The sequence below is a fragment of the Thermococcus sibiricus MM 739 genome (genome assembly GCF_000022545.1).
In the GTDB taxonomy this organism is placed as follows: Archaea; Methanobacteriota_B; Thermococci; order Thermococcales; family Thermococcaceae; genus Thermococcus_A; species Thermococcus_A sibiricus.
On sequence record NC_012883.1, the window covers coordinates 1,093,852 to 1,114,279 of the forward strand.

General features: G+C 40.9%; 20 protein-coding genes and 1 pseudogene. 13 read left to right on the forward strand and 8 right to left on the reverse strand.

The window, feature by feature from the left end:
• Positions 1–65: 65 nt before the first annotated feature.
• From psmB to TSIB_RS05855, 5 genes are all read left to right on the forward strand, one after another.
• On the forward strand, positions 66–665 hold the full coding sequence (gene psmB / locus TSIB_RS05835; RefSeq protein ID WP_015849475.1) for an archaeal proteasome endopeptidase complex subunit beta: 600 nt from the start codon (positions 66–68) through the stop codon (positions 663–665).
• 29 nt (positions 666–694) lie between these two features.
• Positions 695–1,786: an eCIS core domain-containing protein gene (locus TSIB_RS05840; RefSeq protein ID WP_048160375.1), complete on the forward strand. Its 1,092-nt coding sequence runs from the start codon at positions 695–697 to the stop codon at positions 1,784–1,786.
• A gap of 167 nt (positions 1,787–1,953) precedes the next feature.
• On the forward strand, positions 1,954–3,297 hold the full coding sequence (locus TSIB_RS05845; protein WP_048160376.1) for a cyclic 2,3-diphosphoglycerate synthase: 1,344 nt from the start codon (positions 1,954–1,956) through the stop codon (positions 3,295–3,297).
• Positions 3,298–3,466: 169 nt separating this feature from the next.
• On the forward strand, positions 3,467–4,696 hold the full coding sequence (locus TSIB_RS05850; RefSeq protein ID WP_015849478.1) for an MFS transporter: 1,230 nt from the start codon (positions 3,467–3,469) through the stop codon (positions 4,694–4,696).
• Between the two features lie 364 nt (positions 4,697–5,060).
• Positions 5,061–5,804, forward strand: a complete 744-nt coding sequence (locus TSIB_RS05855; RefSeq protein WP_048160377.1) for a CPBP family intramembrane glutamic endopeptidase — start codon at positions 5,061–5,063, stop codon at positions 5,802–5,804.
• 361 nt (positions 5,805–6,165) lie between these two features.
• Here the strand turns inward: TSIB_RS05855 and TSIB_RS10205 are convergent.
• Positions 6,166–6,346: pseudogene (locus TSIB_RS10205) on the reverse strand (IS982 family transposase); the annotation flags it as partial.
• A 77-nt stretch (positions 6,347–6,423) separates the two neighbouring features.
• Between TSIB_RS10205 and TSIB_RS05860 the strand changes: the two are divergent.
• On the forward strand, positions 6,424–6,702 hold the full coding sequence (locus TSIB_RS05860; RefSeq protein WP_015849481.1) for a methyltransferase domain-containing protein: 279 nt from the start codon (positions 6,424–6,426) through the stop codon (positions 6,700–6,702).
• Positions 6,703–6,720: 18 nt separating this feature from the next.
• Positions 6,721–7,890, forward strand: a complete 1,170-nt coding sequence (locus tag TSIB_RS05865) for an aldo/keto reductase (protein WP_048160378.1) — start codon at positions 6,721–6,723, stop codon at positions 7,888–7,890.
• A 38-nt stretch (positions 7,891–7,928) separates the two neighbouring features.
• Here TSIB_RS05865 and TSIB_RS05870 read toward each other — a convergent pair whose 3' ends face one another.
• Positions 7,929–8,705 carry a GNAT family protein gene (locus TSIB_RS05870; protein ID WP_015849483.1) on the reverse strand — a complete coding sequence of 259 codons (777 nt, stop codon included), beginning with the start codon at positions 8,703–8,705 and terminating at the stop codon, positions 7,929–7,931.
• The gene (locus tag TSIB_RS05875) at positions 8,705–9,523 is read right to left on the reverse strand and encodes a hypothetical protein (RefSeq protein WP_048160379.1); all 819 of its coding nucleotides are present in this window, start codon (positions 9,521–9,523) and stop codon (positions 8,705–8,707) included. The genes TSIB_RS05870 and TSIB_RS05875 overlap by 1 nt, the downstream gene beginning before the upstream one ends.
• A gap of 199 nt (positions 9,524–9,722) precedes the next feature.
• Here TSIB_RS05875 and TSIB_RS05880 point away from each other — a divergent pair, with 199 nt between their 5' ends.
• Complete coding sequence (locus TSIB_RS05880) at positions 9,723–9,908, forward strand: PLDc N-terminal domain-containing protein (protein ID WP_015849485.1); 186 nt, start codon at positions 9,723–9,725, stop codon at positions 9,906–9,908.
• On the opposite strand, the gene TSIB_RS05885 is transcribed toward TSIB_RS05880, so the two are convergent.
• Positions 9,905–11,836 carry a helicase C-terminal domain-containing protein gene (locus TSIB_RS05885; protein ID WP_015849486.1) on the reverse strand — a complete coding sequence of 644 codons (1,932 nt, stop codon included), beginning with the start codon at positions 11,834–11,836 and terminating at the stop codon, positions 9,905–9,907. The two genes, TSIB_RS05880 and TSIB_RS05885, sit on opposite strands and share 4 nt — an antisense overlap.
• A gap of 68 nt (positions 11,837–11,904) precedes the next feature.
• Between TSIB_RS05885 and TSIB_RS05890 the strand changes: the two genes are divergently transcribed.
• The gene (locus tag TSIB_RS05890; protein WP_015849487.1) at positions 11,905–12,168 is read left to right on the forward strand and encodes a hypothetical protein; all 264 of its coding nucleotides are present in this window, start codon (positions 11,905–11,907) and stop codon (positions 12,166–12,168) included.
• Between the two features lie 3 nt (positions 12,169–12,171).
• Here the strand turns inward: TSIB_RS05890 and TSIB_RS05895 are convergent, their stop codons facing one another.
• A complete protein-coding gene (locus TSIB_RS05895; protein ID WP_015849488.1) occupies positions 12,172–13,218 on the reverse strand; it encodes a M42 family metallopeptidase in 1,047 nt (348 codons plus the stop codon).
• An 87-nt stretch (positions 13,219–13,305) separates the two neighbouring features.
• Here TSIB_RS05895 and sfsA point away from each other — a divergent pair, with 87 nt between their 5' ends.
• Complete coding sequence (gene sfsA, locus TSIB_RS05900) at positions 13,306–13,998, forward strand: DNA/RNA nuclease SfsA (protein ID WP_015849489.1); 693 nt, start codon at positions 13,306–13,308, stop codon at positions 13,996–13,998.
• On the opposite strand, the gene TSIB_RS05905 is transcribed toward sfsA, so the two are convergent.
• Positions 13,995–15,245 carry a glycosyltransferase gene (locus TSIB_RS05905; protein ID WP_228359795.1) on the reverse strand — a complete coding sequence of 417 codons (1,251 nt, stop codon included), beginning with the start codon at positions 15,243–15,245 and terminating at the stop codon, positions 13,995–13,997. The two genes, sfsA and TSIB_RS05905, sit on opposite strands and share 4 nt — an antisense overlap.
• 150 nt (positions 15,246–15,395) lie before the next feature.
• On the opposite strand from TSIB_RS05905, the gene TSIB_RS05910 reads away from it, so the two are divergent.
• Positions 15,396–16,241 carry a toprim domain-containing protein gene (locus TSIB_RS05910; RefSeq protein ID WP_048160380.1) on the forward strand — a complete coding sequence of 282 codons (846 nt, stop codon included), beginning with the start codon at positions 15,396–15,398 and terminating at the stop codon, positions 16,239–16,241.
• A 28-nt stretch (positions 16,242–16,269) separates the two neighbouring features.
• Positions 16,270–17,106, forward strand: coding sequence for a site-specific tyrosine recombinase/integron integrase (xerA, locus tag TSIB_RS05915; protein WP_015849492.1), 837 nt, complete (start codon positions 16,270–16,272; stop codon positions 17,104–17,106).
• 80 nt (positions 17,107–17,186) lie between these two features.
• Here the strand turns inward: xerA and pfkC are convergent, their stop codons facing one another.
• Positions 17,187–18,572, reverse strand: a complete 1,386-nt coding sequence (gene pfkC / locus TSIB_RS05920; RefSeq protein WP_015849493.1) for an ADP-specific phosphofructokinase — start codon at positions 18,570–18,572, stop codon at positions 17,187–17,189.
• A 132-nt stretch (positions 18,573–18,704) separates the two neighbouring features.
• Positions 18,705–19,418 carry a maleate cis-trans isomerase family protein gene (locus tag TSIB_RS05925; RefSeq protein WP_015849494.1) on the reverse strand — a complete coding sequence of 238 codons (714 nt, stop codon included), beginning with the start codon at positions 19,416–19,418 and terminating at the stop codon, positions 18,705–18,707.
• 96 nt (positions 19,419–19,514) lie between these two features.
• Between TSIB_RS05925 and TSIB_RS05930 the strand changes: the two genes are divergently transcribed.
• On the forward strand, positions 19,515–20,393 hold the full coding sequence (locus TSIB_RS05930; RefSeq protein ID WP_015849495.1) for an MEMO1 family protein: 879 nt from the start codon (positions 19,515–19,517) through the stop codon (positions 20,391–20,393).
• The last annotated feature ends 35 nt before the right edge of the window (positions 20,394–20,428 follow it).

Consider the following 20,428-nt stretch of genomic DNA (forward strand, 5'->3'; position numbering starts at 1 on the left):
ACCTAGTGTACATTCCCAAAGGTTTAAAACTTTTCTACAGAATACAACTCTAGAGGTGAGAGAATATGGAAAAGAAAACTGGAACAACTACAGTTGGAATCAAATTAAAGGACGGAGTAGTGTTGGCTGCAGATACTCAAGCTTCTCTTGATCATATGGTGGAAACCCTTAATATAAAGAAAATCCTGCCCATAACTGATAGAATAGCTATAACAACAGCCGGTAGTGTTGGAGACTTACAAGCTTTGGCAAGGATGCTTGAGGCTGAAGCAAAATATTATCAGTTCACATGGGGGAAACCCATGACAGCTAAGGCTATGGCAAACTTACTCAGTAACATACTAAATGAAAGTAAATGGTTCCCCTACATGGTACAAATAATAATCGGAGGCTATGTCGAGGAACCAACGCTAGCAAGTCTTGATCCCTTGGGAGGCCTGATTTTTGACAACTATACCACAACTGGCTCAGGAAGTCCCTTCGCTATAGCAATCCTCGAAGACGGATATAAAGAGGATATGAGTATTGAAGATGCCCGAGAACTCGCTATAAAGGCAGTAAGGACAGCAGGTAAGAGAGACGTATACACTGGAGAAAGAAAAATTCAAGTAATCACAATAACAAAAGAGGGTATGAAAGAGGAATTCGTTGAGTTTAAAGAATGATTCTTCCATTTTCCCTTTCGGTGGCTCTAATGAAAAATAAGCGCCTTTTCGGGATTTTGGTAATAGTTTTTTTCATTGTTGCATTCTTTTATCACAATTACTCTTATCCAAGTGAAGACGAGCAAAAAGTTCTTGAAATTTCCCTCAACATTTCCAAGGAAGTAGAAGATATTAGAAACCTCCATTTTAAAGAGAAACCAAAAATAGAAGTTCTTACCCGAGAAGAAGCCTTAAAAAAATGGAGTCCAAGTAAAAAAGGTTATAATGAGATCAAAAAATGGGAACTCATCTATAAAATGACGCTCCTGGTGTCTTTGGATTATAACCTAACAAAAACCGAAACTCAAGAGATAGCTTCTTGGATAGCTGCAACCTCAGGAGATAAAGTTTACATTATCTCAGAAAATTTCTTCAAAACGGGAAAAACCTCTCAAAGAGTCTTAGCACATGAATTCACTCATGTTCTTCAAAAACAATATTTCGATCCAGAATATCCAGAAACCCTTGATGGAAACTTAGCAGTTAGGGCCCTAGTAGAGGGGGATGCAGATTTAACTGCTGATATTTACTGTAAAACCCACAATATTAAAATAGAGAAAATAACATCCCTTTACCTAACGAACCCTCCATTAAACTTTGGATACTTCCCCTACGTGTTCGGCGACCGTTTTGTTGAATACCTCTATTCCATAGGCGGATGGGATGCCGTTAATAATGCTTACGTGAACCCTCCTAAAACAACCCAACAAGTAATGCATCCTGAGTTATATTTAAACAAAACACTCCCTAAGGATCTTACCTTCAGTATTGACGGGAACTACAGGATAATCCATAGGGACACGTTAGGAGAGTTCTACTTTTATCTTCTTATGCTCATAAACAACGTCCCCTCAGAAAAAGCCATAAAACTCACAAGTGCTTGGAATGGAGATGCTCTTATCCTAGCAGAGAACTCTACCCACTATATTCTTGTCTGGAAAAGTTCTTGGAAGAAAAAAGAGAACTTAAATTCACTCTACAAATTATTTCTCAATAAATCTAAAAACCTCAATGGCCCAAAAATCCAGATCAGCATGTACAAAGATGAGCTAACATTTAAAAGTGTGCTTCCAAAACAATAAGTGGAGACTTATGTCTAGTTTTGTTATGCCCTTACCGAAATTTCTTTTCAATACTTAAATTCAAGGTGAAGATTTTTGGTCGAAAAATTTCATTAAGCAACAAAAATAGTTATAAATGCCAATATCCAAACATTGATTGCAAAGTTAAGACATTTGAGGTGATAAAAATGGCCGAAAAGAAAAGGAAGAGGGTAGTCATTCTCGGAGCAGCCGGAAGAGACTTCCATAACTTCAACACCTTCTTTAGAAACAACCCTGAATATGAGGTAGTAGCATTTACTGCCACCCAAATCCCAGATATTGAGGGTAGGATTTATCCTCCAGAACTTGCCGGTGAGCTTTACCCCAATGGCATTCCAATATGGAGTGAGGACGATCTCGAGAAGATTATCAAAGAGCACGACATTGACATTGTTGTTTTCGCTTATTCTGATGTTTCACATGAGCATGTAATGCACCTAGCTTCAAGAGCACACTCAGCAGGTGCAGATTTCTGGCTTTTAGGGCCAAAAAGTACTATGATAAAGAGTACCAAACCAGTTGTGGCTGTTACCGCAGTTAGAACAGGATCCGGAAAGAGTCAAACCTCAAGAAAGGTGGCCCAACTCCTTCAAGAAATGGGCTACAAGGTGGTCGCTATCAGGCACCCCATGCCCTACGGTGACTTAAGGAAACAAATTGTCCAAAGATTTGCAACTTACGAAGATCTCGACAAGCATGAATGTACCATTGAAGAGAGAGAAGAATACGAGCCATACATAGATAGAGGAATGGTCGTTTATGCGGGTGTTGATTACGAAAAGATCCTCCGTGAAGCAGAGAAAGAAGCGGATATAATCCTTTGGGATGGAGGAAACAATGACTTCCCATTCTACATTCCCGATCTTTGGATAGTTGTGGCCGATCCACACAGACCAGGTCATGAACTCAAGTACCACCCAGGTGAAACAAACTTCAGAGCAGCTGATGTCATAATCATCAACAAAATTGACACTGCCAACAGGGAAGATGTTCAAAAAGTTAGAGAAAGCATTGAAAAAATAAACCCGAAGGCTATTGTAATTGACGGGGCTTCACCACTCTATGTTGACAAGCCCGAGCTCATTAAGGGCAAACGCGTTCTTGTTGTTGAAGATGGCCCCACACTTACCCACGGGGGTATGAAGTACGGTGCAGGTTACGTTGCAGCTAAGAAGTTTGGAGCAAGGGAAATAATTGATCCAAGGCCCTATGCTGTAGGTTCAATCATTGATACATACAAGAAGTACAACCACCTCGATGTAATTCTTCCAGCCATGGGTTATGGCGCCAAACAAATCAAAGAACTTGAAGAAACCATTAACAGAGCTGATGCTGACTTAGTTGTAATAGGAACCCCAATCGATCTCAGACGCGTTATGAAACTCAACAAACCTGCTGTCAGAGTCAGGTACGAACTTGAAGAAATTGGCGAACCAAAACTCAAAGATATTCTCAAGGAATTTGTCGAGAAGCATGTCAAAAAAGAGTGAACTCTTTCTCTTCTTTTATCTTCCGAAAACCTTATCCTTAAGGGTGAGGTAGGTCATATATCTCTCAAAGAGAACCACTATGCATTTTTCTTGATATACACATGGTCACTACTGACCACAAACATAATTGCAATTGACCATTGTTTATTATAAATCGGGGTATATAAGAATGTTCAACAAAAACTTCTGGCTCTATGCAGTTGGCAGATGGATATCTCAAGCAGGGTGGGTGATTCAAGACATAGCAGTCCCTCTCTATGTCCTAGACAAAACCGGTAGTGGAACAATAATGAGCATTTTTATAATAGCCGAACTGATTCCAAGACTTCTAGTAAACCCAATAGCTGGTGTAATTGGTGATCGTTATAATCGAAAAAATCTAATGGTATGGCTTGATATAGCGAGAGGAGTGCTTCTTTTTGGAGTTATCGCCTTTAATCTCTTAGATATCCAAAGCTTGCTTGCAGTCCAAGTTGTGATGAGTATTATGGGAGCATTTTTCTCAGCAGGGATCTCAGGAATGTTTCCCGATCTTGTAAAAAGAGAAGAACTTGCTCAGGCCAATTCCCCACTTCAGAGCGGTGGTCAAATAATAAGAATCGCCGGGCCTATATTGGGGGGAGTAATCTACGCATTTGGTGGACTTAAACTTGCAATCCTAATAAATGCGGTGAGTTTCTTTGGTTCTGGGCTCTTTGAGATGTTAATAGAGTACAAGTGGGAAAGCCGGAAAATTTCAAGTCTCAACGAAGTATGGGAGGACATGCTCGAAGGCTTTAAATTTATAAAAGATTCAAAGAGTTTACTCGTTCTTGTTAGCCTAGCAATAGCCCTAAACACTCTTCTAAACCCGATTTTTGCGGTTATCCTACCCTATCTGTCACGGGTCATTTTAGGATTTTCCTCCGTTCAATTCGGGAGTATCCAAACCGCCACCACAATTGGAGCCTTGGCAGGAAACGTCCTCATAGCGGGGAAACTCAAAGAATCCTCTGAGAATTTACTATTTAAAGCTCTTTTTGCCCAGCTTATATGCTTGCTTCTGCTCTCAGTGATTGTACATCCTCTAATTAGGCCTGTGGCTTATCCAGCACTACTCGGGATTTTTATGATGGGTGGCTTCTTCAACATTCTTGTTAATGTCCCCCTCATTACTAAGCTTCAAAAGAGTGTCCCCAACGAAGTCCGTGCCAGATTTTTCTCGGCATTCGAGACAGCCATAATGGCTACAACTCCACTTGGGATGGCAGTTGTCGGACCTCTTTTGGACATCATCGAGGTTTCAACCCTTGTGATTACCTTAGTTACTCTCAGTCTCCTTGCATCAATATACTACTACATCAACTTTAAGGAGACTATCATGAATATTGGTGCTGAAGTAGGGGAAATGATTGGGTAACCTATGAAAACTCAAATTCAGGGATAGGCGTTGTTTTTTTAGATTATTCTCTATTTTTTAATCCCACTAAGAGCAAATAGTGAGGAAGGCACTCTAAATTGGCAATTTCAAAGTCTTCTCTGTCCTCTCTATCTTCATGAAGTGCTATAAACTCAATTCCTTAATGCCCCAAAAGTTGAACTCCATCATGAGCTCAGTGCTGCTATGGTTTATCTTCCTCTTTGAACCGGGCTCGGTTAGAGTAACATCCTAACCCCTACAACTTGAAATTCAACATGAAAAAGCCAACAAGCCTCTGGTGAGCAAAGGTTTTTATATTGCCAAGAACAATTTGAGTTTACTCAAACGCAATGAGGGAACCTAGATGCAGACATCTCTTCAAATGGCACTTGGTGCCTTCGGAACAATCCTCTTTGTATTCCTTGCGCATAAAAAGATTGAAGGTTATCCTTCCCCCCTGCCAAAAAGCGAAACTCCAACAATGGAGCTTTTTGAAACTGTTACCATCTGGTTGATTAACTTTGTATCAATCACATACATCGTGCTTTTTGGCTCTGAGTCCTATCCAAGTGTAGCAATAGGTGGAATTAGATTTTCCGCACACTTCTTCCTCGCCCTTCTACTCCCCTTCCTAGTTGAGGTTGTGATCCACAAGAGAGGCGCAAGAGAGCTTGGCTTTAGAACTCCCATAGCATGGAAGCCCGCAGCTGCATTGGTAGGGTTTGGCATGTTTTTTGGCTTTTTTGCGTTCCTCTTTGAGGGTTCTGTATCTAAAGGTGTGGATAAGCTGATAATTGGATTCCTCTCTCCATCCTTCAAAGAGGAGTGGTTTTACCGTGCCACACTTCAATCAAAGCTTGAGAGAGCATTGGGGCAAAACAAAGCCTGGTTCTTTGGAGGATTGCTTTTTGGATTAGCACATATCCCGACAAACTTTTTTGGACCTTTGTGGGAAGCTTCAGGATACAGCATGGCTGCAGCTTTATTTAGGCTCCTTGGGCAGTGTGCATTTGGCTGGCTCTGGGGGATCCTCTATATGAAAAACCGCAGCATCTTCCCGGCAGTGATTGCCCATTATTTCGCCGATTTTCTCCCGGGGTTAGTGTAACATCACCTTTTTGATGAAAATATTTGGGAGGCCTTTATAACGCTAAAGAAATACAAAAGACTCCAAAATTGTCCAGTTTTGACCATTAAAATATTGTAATTTGAGCATTTTAAGAGATAGTGAGGTGGTCTAAAGTGTTCGACTTTGAGAGTTTGAGGTTTTTGAGGAGAGTGAGCAAAGAGGAGAGCAAAGTCGTGAAAGAATGGGCTGTTAAAGAGGCATGGGGATTCAGGAACATGATGTGATGTAAAAGACTATGATAGAACAGAAGAGAGTAAAGAGAAAACAAACTACGCCAGAAACCATCTTTCTCTGGCACATATTATGTTTAAAACATCAATTCCCAAACATTGCTCCTGAAAATTTCTTCGATTAGGACTCTGTAAGCGCGTTTGTAAACTCCGTTAAAAGTGTAAGTGTGGTAGTATCGCGTGTTATGTGTAGAGGCTGATTACTTCCCTGTGGGGGTTTTTCAGGTAGTGTTTGGTGATTATTGAGTAAATTTCGGATTTTATTATCAGGATTTTACAACCACAAATCAACCAAAAAACTTAAGTGCTTATAACTCTAATACCCTAAAGGGAAGTAGAGTTTAATCATAAAGAGTGGAGGGAATTTAGTGAATAAAGAGCATTATAAAAGTGAATACGAAGGCTTTTTCGCTGAGTTTTATGATATTTTGCAGCCTACTGTACATGATGCACCTGCATATGTCAAGTTCGCAAAAGAATTTGGGGATCCAATACTCGAACTCGGTTGCGGAACTGGCAGATTACTCATTCCAATTGCCAAGAAAGGCTTTAAAATAACAGGAATAGATTCATCAAGGGAGATGTTAGCGATTTGTCGAAGTAAAATCCTAATCAAGGCTGCTTTAGATGTTTTAATATCGATTTAGCTTATGGAGGTATTATTCATGAAATACCGAAAGCATAAAGGTTTGAAAATTTCTGAAATTGGTATCGGGACCTATGCTCTGAGCGGTGCATACGGAAGAAAAGATTTAGAAGAGTTCAAAAGAATGATTAACCGTGCTTATGAGCTTGGAGTCAACTTCTTTGACACTGCAGAAGCCTATGGAAATGCTGAACAGATTTTGGGAGAGATTATAAAATCCTTCCGTGAGGATGTTTATATAGCTACAAAAGTTGGGGTTAAGGAGGGTATAAAACCAAATCTCTCCAAAGAGTACATCAAAAAAGCCTGTGAAGAGAGTCTCAAGAAACTCCAGACTGATTATATCGACCTCTACCAAGTCCACTTTCATGACCCAACCACACCAATAGAAGAGACCATTGAAGCGCTGGATGAGCTCGTTGAGGAGGGGAAGATCCGATATTATGGAGTTGGCCATTTACCTTTAGATGTCACGGAGGAATACTGCAGGCTTGGAAAGCCTTTCTCGATCCTTGCAGAGTTTAGTGCAGTTGCAAGAGAATCCTATGAAAAGCTTTTGCCGCTTTACAGAAAATACAATTTGGGAATTATTGCTTTCAGCACAACGGGAAGAGGTCTGCTCACAGGGAAGTTTAAAGAAAATCAAAAGTTTGAACCCGGAGATATACGCTATTTAGACCCACTTTTCCAGAGGGAACGCTTTCAATACGGCTTGAGAATAGCCAAAAAGTTTGCAGAGCTGGGAGAGAAATATGGTAAAACTCCAGTGCAGGTTGCCATCGCTTGGGTTCTTGCCCATGAGGGGGTAATATGCGCCCTAACCGGACCTTCAACAGTAAAGCATTTAGAAGAGAACGTTGAAGCGAGCGGATGGGAGATCCCCAGAGAAGATTTAAGAGAGCTGGAGGAGTTTTTTAAGAGAGAAGATGAGTGGCTAAGGCAGAAGCAGAAAGAATCCATAAAACAAATTCTCACTGAACCCCTTCAAGAACCTCACAGAGCTTTCGTTGATTTAATATATGCCATTGAAACTGCAGTTTCTCTCGGTATTATCGAGGAAAAGGAGATACTGCCAGTTTTCTATGAAGTCTATGGTTTGAGAAAGGAGCTGGATAAAGAAGATGTTAACAAAAAACTAAAGGACATCCAAGCCCAGCTGAAAAAAGTAATCCTACTAGATGCTCTTTGACCTCTTTTTCAAATTTTTCCATGTTTATCCCTTAGTTTTTAAGTTTTCAGTGCATTCTTAAGTTCTTCCTTAAACTTCTCCTTTTCTATAGGGAGTGATTTTATTGGAATGCCGTTCACTAACATCCAATTCCGTCCTCTGGACACAAACTCTTCCGGATGCTCCCACCCATTCAACATTCTTGTCTCCAGTTCCGGAGCAATTTCCTTCACTATTTCTTTAGCTCTGTATGCCCAGAGATAGGAAAAAGGACATACTGGCTCGTAGAATGTCATGATTCTGCCGATATCTTCATCACTCCTCCTATATTCTTCTCCCTCTTTCCAAAAACCAGAATAAGATTCTTTAAGCTCCCTTCCGCTAAACGAGTAGTAAAGGTCTTCTTTAGTCATCTCTCTGAAGCCTGACCTCTTAAAGAACTCTGCCTGTGACAAAAACTCTCTTGTATCAAATGCATGAGTGAGCAAAAATTCATATTTTCCCCTTACCTTTTCAATGAGTTTCTCGACCATACTCCTTGCTATTCCCTTTCCTTGGGCTTCTACAAGAGGATTGTATATGCAGTTGACAACTAAAACATTTTCTCGCTTCAGACTTGTCGGGTCTGCTTTTTCAGGATATGTTAATAGCTGAGCGGCGGGTTTTCCATTAAAATACGCAACAAGGCCGACATCCCCATACGTTCTCAGCATCTCGAGAAGCCAAATCCTCTTGATCTCGACGCCTTTCTTGTACGCCTCACTTATGATAGGGGGATCGCACACCGAAATCATGTCATCTATATTAGTTTCATCAACTTCTCTAATCTCAATCATCACCTCTCATACCTCCAGTGAAGTATAGTCACAACAAACCAACCAAATAAGAAGTTCGATAAAAGAACCTCCACAAAGTGCGCTCTTCTTATGACGTCGGGCATATATGGATTGGGAAGTAAGAGGAGACCAGCCATGAGTACTGAGTAGAGCAGAGCCACAGCCAAGCGGGCTTTCTTCCATTCATCAATCATCTTGACTATTGGGATTGCCAAAAGGCCCCATACTATCCCCCTTAAGATTTGAAATGGAAGTATCCATGCTGGCATCTGCAGGTTAGCGTAGTATTCATCAAAGGCTTTCCCTGCTAAGGGTTTGAAGACCAAGGCCCCAAAAACAGTGTAAATAACCATGTAAGCAATTCCGATTAAAAGCAATTTCCAAATCCAAGTCTTTAGAGGGAGAGAAAATTCTTTGGCAGGTCCTTGAGGAGTTTCTTCCATTTTATTGTGAAGTGCCACTGCTATCGGAGAGAAAACCGCTGCGACAATAAATCCTTCTACAAAAAGCTTTGGAATCATCTCAGTAGGAATTATCTCTTCAAAGTAGGTTAGAAATACAACGGTCTCTATCTGGGTCAGAAACGTCGTTATCCCATAGAACACTGCAAAAGTTGCTAAAACAAGCTTCCAACCGCCCCACTTGGAATTAACTATCATGTAGCTCAACACTAATACATCAAGGAACGCAACTAAGAACCAGTACATTAAGTTCCCAGCCTCTGACGATGCTCTTATCCCCGGAATAGGGAGCCAATACAGAAGAGCTAGAATTAGTGTTAAAGAAATAACCTTCAACAAGAAATTTTGCAAATTCATTTCCATCAACTCCTTAAAGTTTTTTTATGAAGTTTTTTCTATATTTTTAAATCTAAATACGCAATAGGTGGGAGTATTTAAAAAAATTTCTAAAATAATTAAACTCCCGTGTATGTAAGGAGAATACTACACCATTATTACTATATATTATTGAAAAAATTTATAAAGGCTTATAGTAAGCAAGTTATGAGGTGAAATCATGGCATGGACATGGTGGACAATGAGTTTAGTTGTGGGGCTCTTAAGTCTCTTGTGGGTGGTTTATGATATTATCAAAAACCAAAAAGACATGAGTACAGCTAGAAAGGGCTTTTGGATAGTTTTAACACTCCTATTCAGCCTGATAGGAGCAGGTGCATATTACGTTGTAGAGAAGAGGAGTTAATCTTTTTCCACTTTAATTTTTTCTCCTCTATAAAAATCTATAAGATGCCGCTTCATTGAAGCCAAAGTCACAGGTTTTATTGTCTCTTTCATCCAATCTGGTAAATCTTTTCTAACGTTGCTCCACAATAAACGGTAATCCAACACTACAACTGCACCCTTCTCTTCCTCACTTCTATGAACTCTACCTGCGGCCTGAACGAGTTTCTTGTGAGCTGGTAAAACATATCCATAATACCTTCCCTTTCTGGGGAATTTGTTTTCAAAGTACCTTATCTGGGCCTGAACTTTTGGAGTTGGCCTTGCATATGGAATACCAACTAAAATTACACCATTCATCTCATCGCCACTGTAATCCTGGCCCTCACTGTTTCTCCCGCCCATGACTCCAAGAAGAACAGCCCCATCCCTCTTAGCCTCTTCCTTAAATGCCATCACAAGAAGATCGTTTTCTTTGGAAGAAGCGCCTCTCTTCTCTATGAATACTTTCTTTCCACTAACCTCCTGAATCTGAATATCCACATTTGCAGACAAAAGACCCTCAAGAACCTCATAAGACGCCGTAAAAACCCCAACATTCTTTGGGATGAGCTTTACAGCTTCCACAATATATTTAGCCATTTTTTTATAGAGCTCCAAACTTCTTTCATCACCCCGTGTAGAAACATCTTTAGCAACAAGAACAATGGCATTCTCTTTTTTTACAATTCTTGGGAACTTCTTCAGCTTCCCCTCTATGCCCATAATATCAGCAAAAGCCTCCAATGGCGTCATGGTTCCAGACATGAAAATCGCTGATTGAACGTTCTTAACAAAACTCAAGGCCTTTGAAGGATCAAGAGCTACAAGTTCCAGGGAAAATCCTTTTTCTCGACTCATCAAGAACAGATAATCCTCCTTACCAATGAGTGCAAACCACAACAATAAGAACTCTCCAACCCTACCAACATAGCTCCTCGGAGGAAGGCTTCTCTCAATTTTGTCTTCTCTTATTGCATCACCCGCCTTCACCATTTGATCCAAAATCCTAATCAATTGTTTTTCATTTATTTTTAAAACATCAAAAACATGGTAAAATATACTCTCTGGAATTATTGGGACTTCATCAATTTTAAGATCTCTCAATTTTTCTTGATACAGATTTTCCAGCCCTTTTAAGAATATACTAAGGAAGTTGGCAATTTCATGTTCTTTATACTCATCGGCTTCTTTTATAGCCCTGTTAATACTATAAACACTTAATCTATCACTTAAAGCATTTATGGCCTGATTAGGCAAATTATGGGCCTCATCAAATATTACAATGAGATCAGAATAGTCAAAGTCAAAATATGCCATAAAGTTTTCTCTAATAGCTGGATCAATCATGTAAAGGTAACTAGCTACGATTACGTCGGAATTAAAGGCTATTTTTCTAGTAAGCTCATACGGACAGAAGTCAAGCATTTTTGAATGGGTTAATATCATCATAGGTTCAGCAGGTTTTTGTACGAAATACTGAGCAAGTTCATCAAATTCTTCCTTCTTTTTCTTCAGGTTTTCAAAAAACTCACATTTTCCAAGTTTTTTAAGGTTTTTACAAACAATCATTGCATTATATGCATCCGGAGCAAAGTTCTGGACGTATTGGTGGAGACAGAGCTCTTTCCTACTTCTAAACTCAACACCACTTACCTGAGTTTTGTTACTTATGGCTTTAAGTTCCTCAATTACCCGGTCCATTTGCTTGTGTGTCCTTGCGAGATAGATAATCTTGTACCCCATCTCTTTGGCATACGGCAATGCTCCTGCCAGCACACTTATTGTCTTTCCAAAGCCAGTGGGGGCCTCAATAACCAGGTTTTCTCCATTTCTAACGACAGTATCCACCAACTTAATGAAATCCTCTTGATTGGGCCTCAAGGATTGATATGGGAAATATTCGCTCATGTTCACTCATCAAAAAGGTTATTAATGAGGGTTTTTAACTTTTCCTAAAGCATCAGTGAGGGTCTAAAATGGAAGAATATCAAAAAAAGTTATTGGAGAGTGGAATTGAAGGGTTTATAATCATGATACTTGCATACTTCTTTTACTATCAGAATTACCTTCTATACAAATGGCACTGTGGCCTGCCCCTACCCTCAAAGACACCATTCCTAATTGCAGGTATTTTAACGGGGACCGCATATATTCTTTACAAAGCCTACAAAATATACCCTGAGATTCAAAAACATAAAATCGCCAATGTTTTAAGAGAAGAAAAATTGGAAGAAATTTGAAAATCAAATTTCTAACTCGTCTATGTGCTCAAGAACTTTTACCATCAGTTTAACGCTTGCATCAACGTCTCTTTCATCAACTACTTCTGTGTTTGAGTGAATATATCTTGAAGGAATGCTTATGGCACCGGTTGGAACACCTGCTTTGTTTAAGTGGATTGCTCCAGCATCTGTTCCTCCACCGAGAAGTATATCCCACTGATATGGAATCTCGTATTTTTTCGCAAGCTCTTCCATCCATTTAACTATTGTTGGGTGACATATAACGGAGCGATCCATGATTTTTATTGCAGTTCCTTTTCCTAGTTGGGTTACTTGTTTGTGCTCAGGGGTGCCTGGAACATCAGCAGCTATGGTAACATCTACGGCAAACCCATAATCAGGTTCAATTCCAAAAGCACTCGTCCTAGCACCTCTAAGGCCTACCTCCTCTTGGACTGTTGCGACAAAGTATATGTCGGCATTGCTCTCTTTCAGTTGCCTTGCAGTCTCAACAAGGGTATAAACAGCTATTCTGTCATCAAAAGCAATGCTGACAAACCTGTGCTTGCCTAGCCTCTCAAGCCTTCCGTCCCAAGTGATAACAGTTCCAATTTTAACTCCAATTTCCTCTGCCTCTTCCTTTGACTCAGCACCTATGTCAATGAAAATTTGATCCCAGTCTGGGGCTTTTTGTCTATCTTCGGGCTTTTGGATGTGTGGGGGAACGCTTCCACCGACACCATAAACAAATTTATCCTTATCAACCCAAACCTTAAATCGCTGAGCAATCAACGTTCTTGGGTCAATTCCACCTATTGGAGCAACCCTCAAGAAACCATTTTTTTCGATGTGTGTTACCATAAGACCAATTTGATCCATGTGACCGGCTAGCATAACTTTTGGCCCGTCACCCTTCTTGTGAGCAATGACGTTTCCAAGCTTGTCAACTTTAATTTCATCAACGTATGGCTTTAGAGCCTCTATAACAACGTCTCTAACTCCCATGAACTCATAGCCCGTGACTCCAGGAGCTTCGACTATCTTCTTTAATAGTTCATAATCTACCATCACTACCACCTCGTTTAGATATTCGTTTTAATGTAGGATGAATAATATTTAAGGTTTTAGGTCGAAATTTACCCGGGAGGAATCAAAATGCTGCTAAAGCTTCCAATAATCGAGTGCACTTTTATAAAAAGGCTAAACAGATTTTTAGGAGTAATAGAAGTCAACGGGGAGCTTAAAAAGGCATTGATAACAAACACCGGCAGATTGGAGGAGTTTATGATCAGAGGGAGAAAGGCGTTTTGCATTCCCAAGCAAGAAGGGAAGACGAACTTCGTCCTAATCGGATTTCTGGAAAATGAAGGAAAAGGAGCGATTATAGACACAAGAACACAAGCAAAGGCCTTTGAGAGGGCAATAGAGTTGGGTCTAATTGAGTGGCTTAAAGGGTGCAAAATCAAAAAAAGAGAAGTTAAGGTTGGTAATTCGAGGCTTGATTACCTCTTGGACTGCAATGGCGAGGAAGTGTTTGTGGAAATGAAGAGTGCTGTTCTGAGAGAGGGAGATTATGCAATGTATCCCGACTGTCCGAGTTTGAGGGGACAAAAGCATATAAAAGAACTCATACGCCTGAGGGAAAATGGCAAAAGAGCAATGATAGTCTTTATAGGCGCTCTGCCCGGTGTTAGGAAGTTCAAATCCTATACACAGGGAGATCCTGAGATAGCGAGGCTTCTTAGAGAAGCGGACAAAGTAGGCGTTGAAATCCACGCACTGGGCATTTCACTCCTGCCCGATGGGAAGGTCGTCCTTGAGAAGCCGAGCCTTGAAGTTGAACTCTAAACCGCCGTCCTGGGGGTCTTGTACCAAACTTTCTTGGCCCTTCTGGCCTCCCACAGGCCGGCCAGCGAGATAAGTATCCATATCTGGGAGTACGTGTGGTACATGAGCAGCGCGAGGAGCCAACAACCGGGGCTCTTTATCTTCCCGTCGTAGAGGCCGGCGAATATCTCCAACAGGAAGGCTAAGTAAACGAAGCCCAAAACAGACCACGTAAACCACGTTACGCTTCCAGAGGTTAATAAGAGTGCTACAAAGGCCACATCTGCCACTATCACAGCCATTGCCAGGAGATAGTACACCATCAGCGTGAGGAACAGGTCAAAGCGCAGGCCCCAGCTGGGAATTTCCTTGAAGCGTTTTACGTACTCTTTCACGGTGTGGACGTTTCCTGCCGCCCAGCGCGTCCGCTGTCTGAACCAAACGCGCAGGCTCTCGGGCTCCTGCTCCCAGGTGACGGCGAGCGGGGTGTAGGCTATCTTTTTGCCCGTTAAGATTATCCTGAATGACAGCTCCAAGTCCTCGGCAAGGGCCTCTTCGTCCCATCCACCGAGCTCTTCGAGCAGTTCTTTCCTGATAACAAAGTTCGTCCCGGGAAGTATGGCAGTTTTGTAGAATTTGCTCTTTCCGGCCTGGCCGGCCAGCTGGAAGTAAAGGTATTCCATGCATATGAATCTCGTGAGGATGTTCCTGTTCCAGTTCATAGTCTTGACTTTTCCGGTTACAGCTGGCGTCTCGTCACTCAGCATCGCCACCAGATCCTTGAGCGCCCCGGGCTCGGGCCTGTTGTCGGCGTCGTATACCGCTATGACCTCACCCTTCGCCAGCTTTAGGCCGTAGTTCAGGACGTAGCTCTTTCCACTACCCCCGCCCTCAACGCGGATCACTTTGATAAACGGATAGTCCTTAGAGACTTCCTCAGCTATCTTCGCCGTGTCGTCGGTTGAACCATCGTCTAGAAGGAGAACTTCCAGTTTATCCTTTGGATAGTCAAGGTTTGCCATTGCCCTGAGGGTGTCCCTTATCACCAGTCCCTCATTTCGGGCCGGGATGAGGATGGTGACGGAAGGAAGCTCCTCCGGAATCTCGGGCCTCTTGAATCGCGAGTTGTACCTGAGCCCAGCTATGGTCAGGACTATGTAGTAAACGAAAATTGGGTATATCACCGCAGCCGAAAACAGCCAGATATAGCGGAGGACGGATAATATGATATCTACGGCACCGGTTAACGATTCCATGCTCCAGCCCATAATTATTACGTTTCGTTTCTTATAAGTCTATCCCCAACGAAGATGTCGTCTTAGAAAATGATGAGCTTGTAATTGAAGTTTAGCCCAAAGGCTTTTATAACGCTCACCCAATAAAAACTCGGGGGTAACACCCCCGTGGAGGTGTTGGGAATGACTATTGTAGATGTTAGGATTCTGGTAGAAGGAGCAAGTGATGTAGAAGTTGTAAGTAAAGCCCTTCAAGGCTTAGCTCTTGGTAGTGAGTACAACATAACGATCTCCGCAATAATTCCAACAACGAACTTAGAAATAGCTAAAAGCGCTGCAGCTGGGGCAGATCTGCTAATAATAGCCACCGACGCGGACAGAGTTGGCAGAGAGTTGGCAGAAAGAATGTTTAGGGAACTCGGGGAGTTAGTAGGTCAAGTGGAAAGAATGAAAATCCCAATGGGACATGACCTAGAGCATATAGATGTGGAGCTGGTTAGAAAAGAGCTTAAAAATACCCTAGTAAGGGCGGGACTAAAAAGTCTCCAAGTTCTTCCGGAGTATATGGCACTAAGAAATCAATTATTTGACTTGAAAGGAAAACATGAAATGTTAATGCAAGAAAATGAAGAGCTCAAGAAGAATTATCAAGAGCTTGAACAGAAATACGGAGAACTCTTAGAGGAATACAGCCAAGTGCTAGAAGAAAACAATAGACTCAAAGAATCATTGAAGAAGAGGGCCAATGTATTCAAGTTAACAGATATCTGGAAAGAGTTATTTGGTGAAACTACACCTCCTGATGAAAGGTATATTGCAGAAGCTGTGGAAAAGCTAAACCTTGGAGGGAAAATAATAGTTGGACAAGGCCATATATACTCTGAAGATGAGGATCTCATAGTTGAGCTTCTCAGAATCGTTCATTTAAGCCTAAGTATGGCCAAAACACAAAAGGAAGAACCTCAAGTAGAAGAAGAAAAAACCCCCGAAGAAATCGAAGAACCAGAGATAAGATTTGAAGACTTTTAATCTTTTATAATTTATTTTCGTGATCCTTATGAACGATGGAATAGAAGAGTTTAAAACCTATCTTGAACTCGAGGGGAAAAGCCCTCAAACAGTTAGAATGTACACCTACTACGTAGAGAGGTTTTTAAAAGATGTTGAAAATCCCAATTATCGTTCTGCACTTCGTTTTCTTGCCAAATTAAAGAAAGAAGGCTACTCCAATAAAAGTCTCAATCTCGTTGTTCAGGCTTTAAAATCATATTTCAGATTTGAAGGCCTTGATGAAGATGCTGAAAAGTTAAAATCCCCCAAGGTCCCAAGAAGCTTGCCAAAAAGCCTCACAAGAGAAGACGTTAAAAGACTCCTCAACGCAGTCCCACCTACAAGAAAGAGAGATCGACTCATTATATTGCTCCTTTATGGAACAGGCCTTAGAGTAAGTGAAGTATGCAACCTCAAGATAAAAGATATTGACTTCAATAGAGGTGTTCTAACTGTAGAAGGGGGTAAAGGAGCAAAAGATAGAATAGTACCACTTTCAGGATCTCTACTTAAAGAAATAGAGAAGTATCTAGAAACCAGAAAAGATGGGAGTGAATATCTGTTCGTGGAAATCAGGAGAGAGAAAAAAGATAAAATCTCTCCAAAGACGGTATGGTACCTATTAAAGAAATATGGGAACAAGGCCAATGTAAGTGTAACCCCTCACATGCTCCGCCACAGCTTTGCAACACACATGCTGGAGAGAGGGGTTGACATAAGGGTGATTCAAGAAATTCTTGGCCACTCAAGCCTTTCAACGACCCAAATTTACACCAAAGTGACTGTTGAACACCTAAAGAAGGCTCAAGAGAAGGCCAAACTTATTGACGAGCTCATTGAATGATACCATTTACTTCCTAGTTATAAGTTAAAAGTTAAACGTTATAACTGAGAAACTCTCCAAGTAAAAAAGAATGACAAGCATTAATATGCACCTTTTCTCATGAGCAGACTCAAATAACTTGCAAAGGCCCCTGCGGAGATTGTGTCTCCAAGACCTACTGTAGAGACAGGATTTTTAACAATCCTTGTAGGAGTTATGACTATCTTGTACTCCCTTGTTCTCATTTTACTCAGCGCTTCCTCTAGTCTAAGCTTCACGTATTCCCCTTTCTCATTAAACGGAATATTAAGACCAACTTTGACATCTTCTGGCCGTTTAATATCTCCTAAAAGTGCCCTAGTGGCCGCCAGTGTTGTGCCAACTTCAAGCGATTTTAACAGATCCCCTTCGCTCAATGGATTATCGCGGTGAGTAATATACATAAGATAATAGATGGTGTGGATCTGGAGAACTTCTAGATTAAGCTCATCAAGAAGAATCTTCGCTCCTAAAATTGTATCCTCAATTCTATTGTAGGTGAAAATCCGGTCGCTTAAGTCTCTATAACCCAAAACACTTAATATATGAGCAATCTCAGCTTCATCCATACCTACACTATCCGCAAGAGGAAAGATGTTGAAGATTACTTTTTTTCTTAGGTCTCTATCTTGGATCGAGGCAAACTCCACATGAATCTTAACATCTTTTTTCTTTTTGAGAAGTTTAATATCTTCTTTGGCCTTTCTTAAATAATAGTTCGCATTTTTTCCATCTGTATAATGGTTTCTTATTCCCTGATATCCAGAGAGGATTGCTCCATCAACCATTTCTCCTATCTCAGGAAGATATGGCTTAAAGTTAGAAGAAGTTTCTACCCTCGCAAACTCCTCAGATCTACATGCAACAATGAATCTCCCAGAATAGGGAACTTCAATCACTTCATTGCCAAGGTTAAATCTCATACCTGCTCTGAATTCAAAAATTCTGTTAATCTTCACTGGATCGTCTTCTTTATATGCCTCTAAAGGTTTTTTTAGGATCAATTTTCCATTTTCGACAACAGGATATAAAAGATTGTCCCTTCTAACAAACATTTCAGCCTGTTTTTTCCCTAAAAGAGGAGAATAAGCTATAACTTTCTTGAAATCAAGATTAGCAAGAAGATTTGCTATGATACCCACCTGCCCCCCAATTCTCTCTACACCATGCTCAAAACGAGAATTAAACCATTTATCTACTTCATAACTCATCAAAGGGACAGATTGTGGTTTCCCGGTTTTGAGAGCATGAATTAATCTAGCAACAAAATCCAGTGGTTCGTTTATCTCCCTTGGATACTCTTGCATCCTCTTTTTAACGTTCTCTGCTCCAAATTCCTTTATGAGAGTCTGGATATGCTTTTCGTTTAAGTATATTATAGCATCAACGTTTGTATTATATGCCAAGTACATGCTCATGTTTTGGAAGTCTCTGAGAAACTCTATCATACTTATCACCTTTGGTGAGTACTAAGGATGGCGTAGATGAAATGTCTTAAAAATGTTTTCATTAAAAAGAGAAGAGAGTGACCTCCTCCCCTCCCTTACGAACGGATCCTTCTTAGCGACTGGGTAAAAATCTCAATATTCAACAAAGAGTCTTCCAAGCCATGGAATCTTTTCTCCAACATCTAACTCTCTTAAAGCAAGCCAAAGAGAAGCTTGGTTGCTTGTGACAACTGGAATCCCAAAGTCATCTTCAAGAAGCTCAATAATCTCAAATGTTCTGAAGTTTGTGCAGCTTATAAAAACAGCATCTGCCTCATCTGTGAATAGTGCCTTTATCATTCTGTAGGCCTCATAGGGTTCAAGTCTCCCTATCTTTGTATTGTCTACAATACCAAGGCCCCTAATGTCAATTACTTCCAATTCATTTGCCTCTAAAAATTCTCTTTCTCTTTGATTTATTTCATCTGTGTAAGGAGTGACTACAAGGATTTTTTGGGCGTCTAAAATTTTTAACGCCTCAAGAATTGCTGTACTCGTTGTTATTACTGGGAGCTTTACTTCGTCTTCTATCCTCATGGATAGCTCCTTATCAAATTCCCCTCCCCCTATAAAAGAACCACTGGTACATCCATAGAGGATTAAATCTACATCAGCATCTTTTAAAAGCTTCGCACTATCAATTGCAAGACTACTCATTGCCAATAACTCCTCTTCAGTGACATTTCTTAGTGGCATTCTCGCAGTGTATAATGAGACGCCCTCTGGCAAAGCAGAGTGCAGTTCCATTTCCATCGTTGTGTTCGATGACGGTACTATCAAACCTATTCTCCCTCTCCACCCGTACATGCTTTCACCTACAAATTGATATGAGGGGGAGTATATTAAGCTTTTCTAACCAAATCCTAATAAATATCAAACTCGCTATCAATTCTGGTGAGCAATATGCTTAGATATCCCACAGTCGCTGGTAGTTTTTATCCTACTGGAGAAGAATTAAAAATGATGTTGAAAGAGTTTTTCAGGGACCTTGGAGAGCTTGGAGAGGAGAGAAAAATTACTGCTGGAGTTGCACCTCATGCGGGATACGTGTTCTCTGGATTTACTGCTTCGAGAACGTATAAAGCTATTTACGAGGATGGTTTACCAGAAACTTTTGTTGTGATAGGGCCCAATCATACTGGCCTGGGTTCACCAGTGGCTATTTATCCAGAAGGAAAGTGGATAACTCCAATGGGAGGAATTAAAGTTGATGAAGACCTCGCCAAAGCCATAGCAAGACATTCAGGAATAGCAGATTTAGACGAGCTTGCCCACAAATATGAACATTCCATAGAAGTGCAGATACCTTTTATTCAATACATCTCCCAAAAAGCTGAAGAAGAGGTAAGGATTGTCCCCATAACCCTTGGTCTCCAAGACGAAGAAGTGGCTGAGGATTTGGGAAAAGCAATTTTCGAAGCAAGTCAAGAGCTTGGAAGAGACATCGTTGTTATAGCAAGCACGGACATGATGCACTACGGCTACGCTTATGGCTATGTACCTTTTAGAGCAAGGGGAGATGATTTGCTTGGAAGAATAAAGGAGTGGGACTTCAGGATAATTCAGAAAATCCTTGAATTTGACCATAAAGGAATGTTTGATGAAATTAGGAAGATGAACCATACGATGTGCGGCCCTGGAGGAGTGGCTACTGCGATAGTGTTTTCAAGGCTTGCTGGAGCTGTTGAAACGGAGGTTTTGCATTATACCACAAGCTTTGAGGTAAGCAGAAGTACGGATGCAATAGTTGGCTACGTTAGCATCGTAATGAGAAAAGCATGAAATTGGAGGGAGGAGAATGGCACAAGTAACACAAA

Bases quoted from the DNA above. Each gene is read 5' to 3' on its own strand.
- TSIB_RS05870 (WP_015849483.1), bottom strand. From the start codon at position 8,705: ATGATTGAGATTAGAGAAGTTGATGAAACTAATATAGATGACATGATT.
- pfkC (WP_015849493.1), bottom strand. From the start codon at position 18,572: ATGATAGAGTTTCTCAGAGACTTCCAAAACATGAGCATGTACTTGGCA.
- TSIB_RS05875 (WP_048160379.1), bottom strand. From the start codon at position 9,523: ATGAATTTGCAAAATTTCTTGTTGAAGGTTATTTCTTTAACACTAATT.
- TSIB_RS05925 (WP_015849494.1), bottom strand. From the start codon at position 19,418: ATGTACGGGTGGAGAGGGAGAATAGGTTTGATAGTACCGTCATCGAAC.
- TSIB_RS05890 (WP_015849487.1), top strand. From the start codon at position 11,905: ATGGAAGAATATCAAAAAAAGTTATTGGAGAGTGGAATTGAAGGGTTT.
- psmB (WP_015849475.1), top strand. From the start codon at position 66: ATGGAAAAGAAAACTGGAACAACTACAGTTGGAATCAAATTAAAGGAC.
- TSIB_RS05910 (WP_048160380.1), top strand. From the start codon at position 15,396: ATGACTATTGTAGATGTTAGGATTCTGGTAGAAGGAGCAAGTGATGTA.
- TSIB_RS05855 (WP_048160377.1), top strand. From the start codon at position 5,061: ATGCAGACATCTCTTCAAATGGCACTTGGTGCCTTCGGAACAATCCTC.
- TSIB_RS05845 (WP_048160376.1), top strand. From the start codon at position 1,954: ATGGCCGAAAAGAAAAGGAAGAGGGTAGTCATTCTCGGAGCAGCCGGA.
- TSIB_RS05865 (WP_048160378.1), top strand. From the start codon at position 6,721: ATGAAATACCGAAAGCATAAAGGTTTGAAAATTTCTGAAATTGGTATC.
- TSIB_RS05880 (WP_015849485.1), top strand. From the start codon at position 9,723: ATGGCATGGACATGGTGGACAATGAGTTTAGTTGTGGGGCTCTTAAGT.
- xerA (WP_015849492.1), top strand. From the start codon at position 16,270: ATGAACGATGGAATAGAAGAGTTTAAAACCTATCTTGAACTCGAGGGG.
- TSIB_RS05895 (WP_015849488.1), bottom strand. From the start codon at position 13,218: ATGGTAGATTATGAACTATTAAAGAAGATAGTCGAAGCTCCTGGAGTC.
- TSIB_RS05905 (WP_228359795.1), bottom strand. From the start codon at position 15,245: ATGGGCTGGAGCATGGAATCGTTAACCGGTGCCGTAGATATCATATTA.
- TSIB_RS05850 (WP_015849478.1), top strand. From the start codon at position 3,467: ATGTTCAACAAAAACTTCTGGCTCTATGCAGTTGGCAGATGGATATCT.
- TSIB_RS05840 (WP_048160375.1), top strand. From the start codon at position 695: ATGAAAAATAAGCGCCTTTTCGGGATTTTGGTAATAGTTTTTTTCATT.
- sfsA (WP_015849489.1), top strand. From the start codon at position 13,306: ATGCTGCTAAAGCTTCCAATAATCGAGTGCACTTTTATAAAAAGGCTA.
- TSIB_RS05885 (WP_015849486.1), bottom strand. From the start codon at position 11,836: ATGAGCGAATATTTCCCATATCAATCCTTGAGGCCCAATCAAGAGGAT.
- TSIB_RS05930 (WP_015849495.1), top strand. From the start codon at position 19,515: ATGCTTAGATATCCCACAGTCGCTGGTAGTTTTTATCCTACTGGAGAA.